The sequence below is a fragment of the Pseudomonas sp. AC229 genome (genome assembly GCF_979254655.1).
The window spans coordinates 305,079-311,212 of sequence record NZ_CEEDHK010000007.1 but is presented as its reverse complement, the minus strand read 5'-3'; the positions used below and the strand labels follow the sequence as shown (position 1 = coordinate 311,212).

Sequence of the window (6,134 nt, the reverse complement as noted above, 5' to 3'; positions counted from 1 at the left end):
GCGTTTGCCGAGCATTTCGGTGTCGATGTAGATGACGTTCACCGGCGACTTGCTGGGGTTTTCTTGCTCGGTGAAGTAGGCGCGGGTGTATTCCTCGTCGCCAGCGGTTTTTTCCAATTGCCCGCTGTCTACCGGCGTCGTGACCACTTGGCTTGACGGGTAGTCAGGCGTGCCCATCACTGCCACACCAATCGGGCCGGTAAGGCCGGCGACGATCGAGGTTTTACGCAGTTGCGATTGCAGGTTGGCGTAGGTGACGAAGTGCAGCACTTTGATGGTGGGCTGGTTGGCCAATTCCGGGAACGATTCGTACGCGCGGTGCGCCAGAAGGCGCGGGCCGGTCGGTTTGGTCGCGTCGTCGGCAACGCGGTAGATGGCGTAGGCGTCGCTGGTGATCATCAGGCTGAAAATTCTTTCTCAGACTCGGTCTTGGGGCGCAGGTCTTCGATGGTGATTTTGTCTGACTGTTCAATGCCCGGGAACGTGGGCGGCGGCACGGTAGGACCGCTGGCGCAGCCGGCCAGGGCCAGTGCGCTGAAGGCGAGAAGCGTTTTCATAGGGTGCATGAAGACGTCCTGTTGTCATGGGTTTTATCGGTGCAGCGCGGGCGATGCTCGCTTAACCGCCCGTTATATTCAATTGCCATTACTGCGGCGAATTGACTGATACACGGGCTTCAGCCCGACGTGGTCAAGCAGCCTCGTACCACCCCCTCCGTAAACTCAAACGCCGTGACCTGCCCTCTTCTCCCCGCACTCAAGGCGAACGCTTGCCCGGCCCATAAGTTGCTGAAGTCCCCGACCCCTTGCGCTTCGCACTTGGCCCGCAACGGCACCAACGCGCCACCTGCTGTGGGAAACGCGGGTGCATTGGAATTTAGCGGCCCCAGTTCGCGCATCAGGCGGTTGACGATGCCGCGCGCCGGGCGGCCGGTGAATAGGGTGGTGAGCGCGGTGTCGCTAGCGCTCGCGTTGCGCAAGGCGGTGTGGTGCGGTGGGGTGAGATTGGCTTCGTCGCAAAAGAGGTAGGCGGTGCCGATTTGTACGCCAGCGGCGCCCAGGGCGAAGGCGGCGTTGATGCCGCGCGCATCGGCGATGCCGCCGGCGGCGATGACGGGCACGGTGACGGCGTCGACGATTTGCGGCACCAGTGCGAAGGTGCCGATTTGGGTGGTCAGTTCGGTGTGCAGGAACATGCCGCGATGGCCGCCGGCTTCATAGCCCATGGCGATGATGGCGTCGCAGCCGTGGGCGTTCAGCCATTGGGCTTCTTCAACCGTGGTGGCAGAGGCCAGCACTTTAGCGCCGGTGGCTTTTACGCGGTTTAGCAACGGTTCGGCGGGCAGGCCGAAGTGGAAGCTGACGACTTCAGGGCGCAGTTTTTCCACCAGGGCGCAGCTCGCTTCGTCGAACGGGGCGCGGCTTGAGACGGGCGTGGGGGCGTCGAAGTCGGCGCCCACTTCGCGGTAGTAGTCGGCCAGCAGCGCTTTCCAACGGGCCTGGCCGGCGTCGTCTATCGGGGCGGGTTGGTGGCAGAAGAAGTTGAGGTTCAGCGGTGCGTCGATAGCAGCGCGAAAGGCGGCTACTTCGCTCTCGACTTGCGCGAGCGTCAAGGTCGCGCAGGCCAGCGAACCCAAGGCGCCGGCTTGGGCGGCGCCGGCCATCAAAGCCGCGCCAGCGCCGAGCATGGGCGCTTGAATGATGGGGTGCTGCACACCGAGCAAATCGGTGAGGCGACGGTCTGGCCAATCTTTCATGTGGGCATCCTTGCAACGGGAGAAACAGGCGCGCCGCGCGGGTGCGCGGCGGGCTTGCATGATGGTGGAAAACGGCGGTTGGTTGAAAGAGCGCGGGGTTAACTGCTCTACGTTTTCGGCGCGAATTCTGGCGTGTCTTCCCTGCCCCGCTATTCAGCCTCGGCTTGCGGCAACCACTTCGCCAACGAAGCTTTCGTAGCGGCGCAGCGGTCGTCCGAGGATGCTTTCCAGGCGTTCCAAAGCACCCGGCGCCGCTTGCATGCCATGGGTCTGGATGGCGGCCATCATCAGCCGCAGGTCGTAGGCCAGCCAGCCGGGCATAAAGGCGCCCATCTGCTGTTCGAAGGCGGCTACGTCGTCGCCGCCGTAGGCGATCGGGCGGCCGAGGGCGTTGCTCCAGATGGCGGCCACTTCGTTGCCGGTAAATGCCTGCGGTCCGACCAGTTCGAGCGTCAGGCTTTCGAGCGCAGTGGCGGCGCGGTCGCGGCGCACCAGTTCGGCGACGGCGATGTCGGAAATGTCACGGGCGTCGATCATGGCCACGCCTGCCGCACCGATGGGCATGGGGTACACGGCGTAGTGTTCGATGGCTTGCTGCACGGTGTATTCGTTTTGCATGAAGTACGCCGGGCGCAGAACGGTGGCGGCCAGGTTGTGGCTTTCAATCATGCGCTCCACGGTGTGTTTGCCGGTGAAGTGCGGCACCTCGGTGAAGCGGTCGGCGTGGATGACCGACAGGTAAACGATGCGTTCGATGCCCGCTTCCTTGGCCAGGTTCAGGGTAATCAGGGCTTGGGTCACTTCGTCCGGCGTGACGGCATTAAGCAGGAACAAGGTGCGCACCGAGACCAGGGCGGCGCGCATGGAAGCGACGTCGGTGAGGTCGCCGACGACTTCTTTCACGCCCGCTGGGAATTGACCTTTGCCGGCTTGGCGAACCAGGGCGTGAACCTCGGCGCCCGCATCGCTGAGGCGCTGGATGATCAGGGAACCGACGGTGCCAGTGGCGCCAGTGATGAGAATGCTCATGGTCTATCTCCGCTTGAGTGAAGGGGTACGCGAGCAACATCGGCTGACCTTGCTGCGTTGGCGCCACAGTAGGTCGTTGCGAAATCAAAACGAAGACGCCACCATCGAGACTCCCCGTTTCAATTCTGGAACAGCCATGGACCTTAATGCGCTTATCGATTTCGCCCTCGTCGCCAGCAACGAAGGCTTGGGCAAGGCCAGCCGCGCCAGTGGGCGCAGCAAAGCCACGTTGTCGCGGCGCATTGCCGAGTTGGAAGAGCAACTGGGCGTTCGCCTGGTGGAGCGCAGCGCGCGCGGGTTGAAGCTGACCGAGGCCGGCGAGTTGCTGATGGCGCGAACCGAGGGTCCGCTGGGGGAAGTGGCCGAGGCGATGACGGCGGCGCGCGAAGGTTTGTCGGCGCCCCGTGGACGCTTGCGCGTGGCGGCGCCGGCACTGTTTTCGCAGTTGGCGATGGGCCGCATTGGCGCGGAGTTCTGCGCGGCTTATCCGGAAATCACGCTGGACGTGGTGGCCGAAGACCGCCTGGTCGACCTTGTCGAGGAGCAGTTTGATGTCGCCATCCGCATCAACCCTAGCCCGGACAGCAACCTGGTCGGCCGCTGTTTTGCCAAGGATCGACTGGTGGTGGTGGCGGCGCCGCACATTGCCATGCCCGCGCCCGGCGCGGTGCAGCCGGTTGCCAGTGTGGTGTTCAGCAATTTTCAGCCGACGCAGTGGAATCTCGACGATGGCCGCTTACGGCTGGAGCCGATTCCACGGCTGAAGTTTTCTTCGTTTCTGATGATCCGCGACGCGGCGATTGCCGGCGCTGGCGCGGCGTTGATTCCGCAGTCCATTGCGTGGGAGCAGTTGGCGCGCGGTGAGTTGGTGCAGTGGGGAATTGTGTCGCGCGCCGACGCCGAGTTATGGGTGCTGCACACGTCACGGCGGCTGGCGGCGCCAAAGGTGCGCGCGTTTGTGGACTTTATCTGTGGGCGCTACCCGGACCTCTCGCTGGTGTTGCCGGGTTAAACGGCTCGGCAGGCAACGCCCCGCCGAGCCGTTGTCGTTGTCGCTACAAAGGAAAGTGCCACCCTGCCCCGTTCAATGCCACGGCCAAGGCCTGAATATCCGCCCCACTGCGCGCCTCGAATTCCGGCATATAGGCCAGCGGGTCCGGCAGGCTGCTGGGCTGGCCAAGAAACCCTTCGCTGGCAGCATGCAGGCAGTAAGCGCTGTAGGCCGGGTTGTAGCCGCCCTCTTGAACTACCAACAAACGTCCGCCGCAGAGTTCATCGGCCAGCACCCGCGCACGCTGGGCCAGGTGGTTGAAGCCTTTCATGGTCAGCAACTGGCGGCCGTTGGGGTCGAATTGCGAGGCGTCGAGGCCGTTGGCGATGATCAGCAGCTGCGGCGCAAACGCGCGCACGGTGGGTTCGACAAAGCGCTCGAACGCCGCCGCATAGCTGGCATCGCCGGCGCCCATGGGCAACGGAATGTTGAGGTTGCTGCCCTCGCCTGAGCCTTCGCCGCGCTCGTCCACGCCACCGGTTTGCGGATGGCTAGGGCCCCAGGCGCCGTGGTCCATGTGCAGGGAAACGGTGAGCACGTTGGGGTCGGCGTAGAACCCGGCCTGGGTGCCGTTGCCGTGGTGCACGTCCCAGTCGATGATCGCCACCCGCTCGGCGCCGGCTGCCCGCGCGGCCTGGGCGGCGACCGCCACGTTGTTGAAGAAGCAGTAGCCGTCGGCCATGGCCGGTGCGGCGTGGTGGCCTGGCGGGCGCACCAGCGCCATGGCCGGGCGGCAACTGGCGAGGGTGCGTTCCAGCGCGGCAATGCTGGTGCCCGCCGCCGCCAGCAAGCCGGCCAGGCTACCGGTGTTCATCAACGTGGTGCTGCTGAAGCGCCGGCCGTCGGCGTCGGCGCTCTGGATGTCACGCAGGTACGCGGCGGTGTGAAAGCGCAGCAGTTCCTCTTCGCTGGCGTGGCGGCCGGCGTGCCAGGTCAGCTGTTTGGCCACCGGGCCGTTGCGCAGCACCGCGCGCATGTTGACCAGGCGCGGGCTGCTTTCTGGGTGTTGGGTCTGGTGGTCCAGCAACGCGCTGGGCGGCGCCTCGAACACCCCGAAACCGGTGTCGTGGCGCAGCACGTCGTCGTGCCAGAACACGTCCATGGATGCAGTCATGCCAGGCTCCTCAGTCGATCACATGCAGTTCAGGCGCAATTTCCGACAGGCTTTGCGAGCCGTCTTTGCCGCACAACACCGTGTCGCCGAGTTTCAGGCCAAAGCCTTCGTTGTAGAGCGACAGGTTGGGTTCGATGGAAAACGACATATTGGGCTGAAACACGTGGTCGTCGGCCTCGTCGACCATCATCGCTTCCAGCCAGGTTGGCGGGTAAGCCAGGCCCAGGCTGTATCCGATGCGATGCACGCGGGTGCGCGAGAGGTCGATGCGGTCGAGAATTTCGTTGCACACGCGGTTGGCCTCGCCCACCGGCGTGCCGGGCTTGGCGATGTCGATGGCGGCGTTGAAGGCTTCGGTGAGCAGGTTCGACACTTCGCGCACCCGCGCCGTGGGTTTGCCGATCACGGCGCTGCGCATGAGGATCGCGTGGTAGCGGTTGCACACGCCGGCGTGTTCCAGAATCACCACGTCGCCGGGGCTGATCGTCAGGCGGTGCGGCATGGCGTGGGTCATGGTGCTGCGTCGGCCGGTGGCACACATCGGGCTGATGGCGGCGTATTCGCTGCCGGCATCGCCCAGGGCTTTGGCGACGATGCCGGAAATCTGCACTTCCGACATGCCCGGGCGCAGCGCTTCAAACGCCGCCCGCATGCCTTGGTCGGCCATGCGCGCGGCGGTGCGCTGGTACTCGATTTCTTCGGCGGTTTTGATCAGCCGCTCTTCGGCCACCACCACGGAGGCGTCTTCAAAATGGGCGTGGGGCATATGGCCGAGCAGCGTGGTGTATTGCAACGCGCTAAAAGTCGAGGCCTGCATTTCCAGGCCGATGCGGCCCTGGCTCAGGCCCAGTTCTTCCAGCGAGTCGGCGACGATACGCAGCGGGTCTTGCTTGGCGATGTCGTAAAAAATGCCTTCTTCCAGGCACGACAGCTCAAAGGTGCACGGCTCTTCACTGGTGCGGGTCAGGAAGATCGGGTTGGCCAGTTTTGGCGAGATGATCAGCGCCTGATACCAGAGGAAACCCAGGCTGTCGAAACCGGTGAGGTAGTTGATGTTGTCGGGGTAGTTGATCACCAGCGCGTCGAGCCCGCGCTCGCTCATGCGGCGTTTTACCGCCTCCATACGTTGGCGGTAAGTGCGCAGTGGAAAAGCAGTCATCATGGCGAATCCCTCCTTAGGGAAA

The 6,134-nt window shown here is 64.2% G+C and carries 6 protein-coding genes and 1 pseudogene; 1 reads left to right on the top strand and 6 read right to left on the bottom strand.

Translation table 11 applies throughout. The features are described from left to right. From AC0IW7_RS12570 to AC0IW7_RS12555, 4 genes and pseudogenes are all read right to left on the bottom strand, one after another. Nucleotides 1–399, bottom strand: a pseudogene (locus tag AC0IW7_RS12570) (hypothetical protein); the annotation flags it as partial. After that, nucleotides 399–566, bottom strand: a complete 168-nt coding sequence (locus AC0IW7_RS12565) for a hypothetical protein (RefSeq protein WP_471818341.1) — start codon at nt 564–566, stop codon at nt 399–401. The pseudogene AC0IW7_RS12570 and the gene AC0IW7_RS12565, both read right to left, overlap by 1 nt. 110 nt (nt 567–676) lie before the next feature. Beyond that, nucleotides 677–1,756, bottom strand: coding sequence for an NAD(P)H-dependent flavin oxidoreductase (locus tag AC0IW7_RS12560; protein ID WP_471818339.1), 1,080 nt, complete (start codon nt 1,754–1,756; stop codon nt 677–679). Nucleotides 1,757–1,909: 153 nt separating this feature from the next. Beyond that, nucleotides 1,910–2,785: an SDR family oxidoreductase gene (locus AC0IW7_RS12555; RefSeq protein ID WP_471818337.1), complete on the bottom strand. Its 876-nt coding sequence runs from the start codon at nt 2,783–2,785 to the stop codon at nt 1,910–1,912. A gap of 136 nt (nt 2,786–2,921) precedes the next feature. Between AC0IW7_RS12555 and AC0IW7_RS12550 the strand changes: the two genes are divergently transcribed. Further along, the gene (locus tag AC0IW7_RS12550) at nt 2,922–3,797 is read left to right on the top strand and encodes a LysR family transcriptional regulator (RefSeq protein ID WP_471818335.1); all 876 of its coding nucleotides are present in this window, start codon (nt 2,922–2,924) and stop codon (nt 3,795–3,797) included. Between the two features lie 43 nt (nt 3,798–3,840). Here AC0IW7_RS12550 and AC0IW7_RS12545 read toward each other — a convergent pair whose 3' ends face one another. Together AC0IW7_RS12545 and AC0IW7_RS12540 are read right to left on the bottom strand one after the other, a co-directional pair. Beyond that, complete coding sequence (locus AC0IW7_RS12545) at nt 3,841–4,950, bottom strand: arginase family protein (RefSeq protein ID WP_471818333.1); 1,110 nt, start codon at nt 4,948–4,950, stop codon at nt 3,841–3,843. Between the two features lie 10 nt (nt 4,951–4,960). Beyond that, nucleotides 4,961–6,112, bottom strand: coding sequence for a M24 family metallopeptidase (locus AC0IW7_RS12540; RefSeq protein ID WP_471818331.1), 1,152 nt, complete (start codon nt 6,110–6,112; stop codon nt 4,961–4,963). Nucleotides 6,113–6,134 lie beyond the last annotated feature (22 nt).

Bases quoted from the DNA above. Each gene is read 5' to 3' on its own strand.
- AC0IW7_RS12560 (WP_471818339.1), bottom strand. From the start codon at position 1,756: ATGAAAGATTGGCCAGACCGTCGCCTCACCGATTTGCTCGGTGTGCAG.
- AC0IW7_RS12555 (WP_471818337.1), bottom strand. From the start codon at position 2,785: ATGAGCATTCTCATCACTGGCGCCACTGGCACCGTCGGTTCCCTGATC.
- AC0IW7_RS12540 (WP_471818331.1), bottom strand. From the start codon at position 6,112: ATGATGACTGCTTTTCCACTGCGCACTTACCGCCAACGTATGGAGGCG.
- AC0IW7_RS12550 (WP_471818335.1), top strand. From the start codon at position 2,922: ATGGACCTTAATGCGCTTATCGATTTCGCCCTCGTCGCCAGCAACGAA.
- AC0IW7_RS12565 (WP_471818341.1), bottom strand. From the start codon at position 566: ATGCACCCTATGAAAACGCTTCTCGCCTTCAGCGCACTGGCCCTGGCC.
- AC0IW7_RS12545 (WP_471818333.1), bottom strand. From the start codon at position 4,950: ATGACTGCATCCATGGACGTGTTCTGGCACGACGACGTGCTGCGCCAC.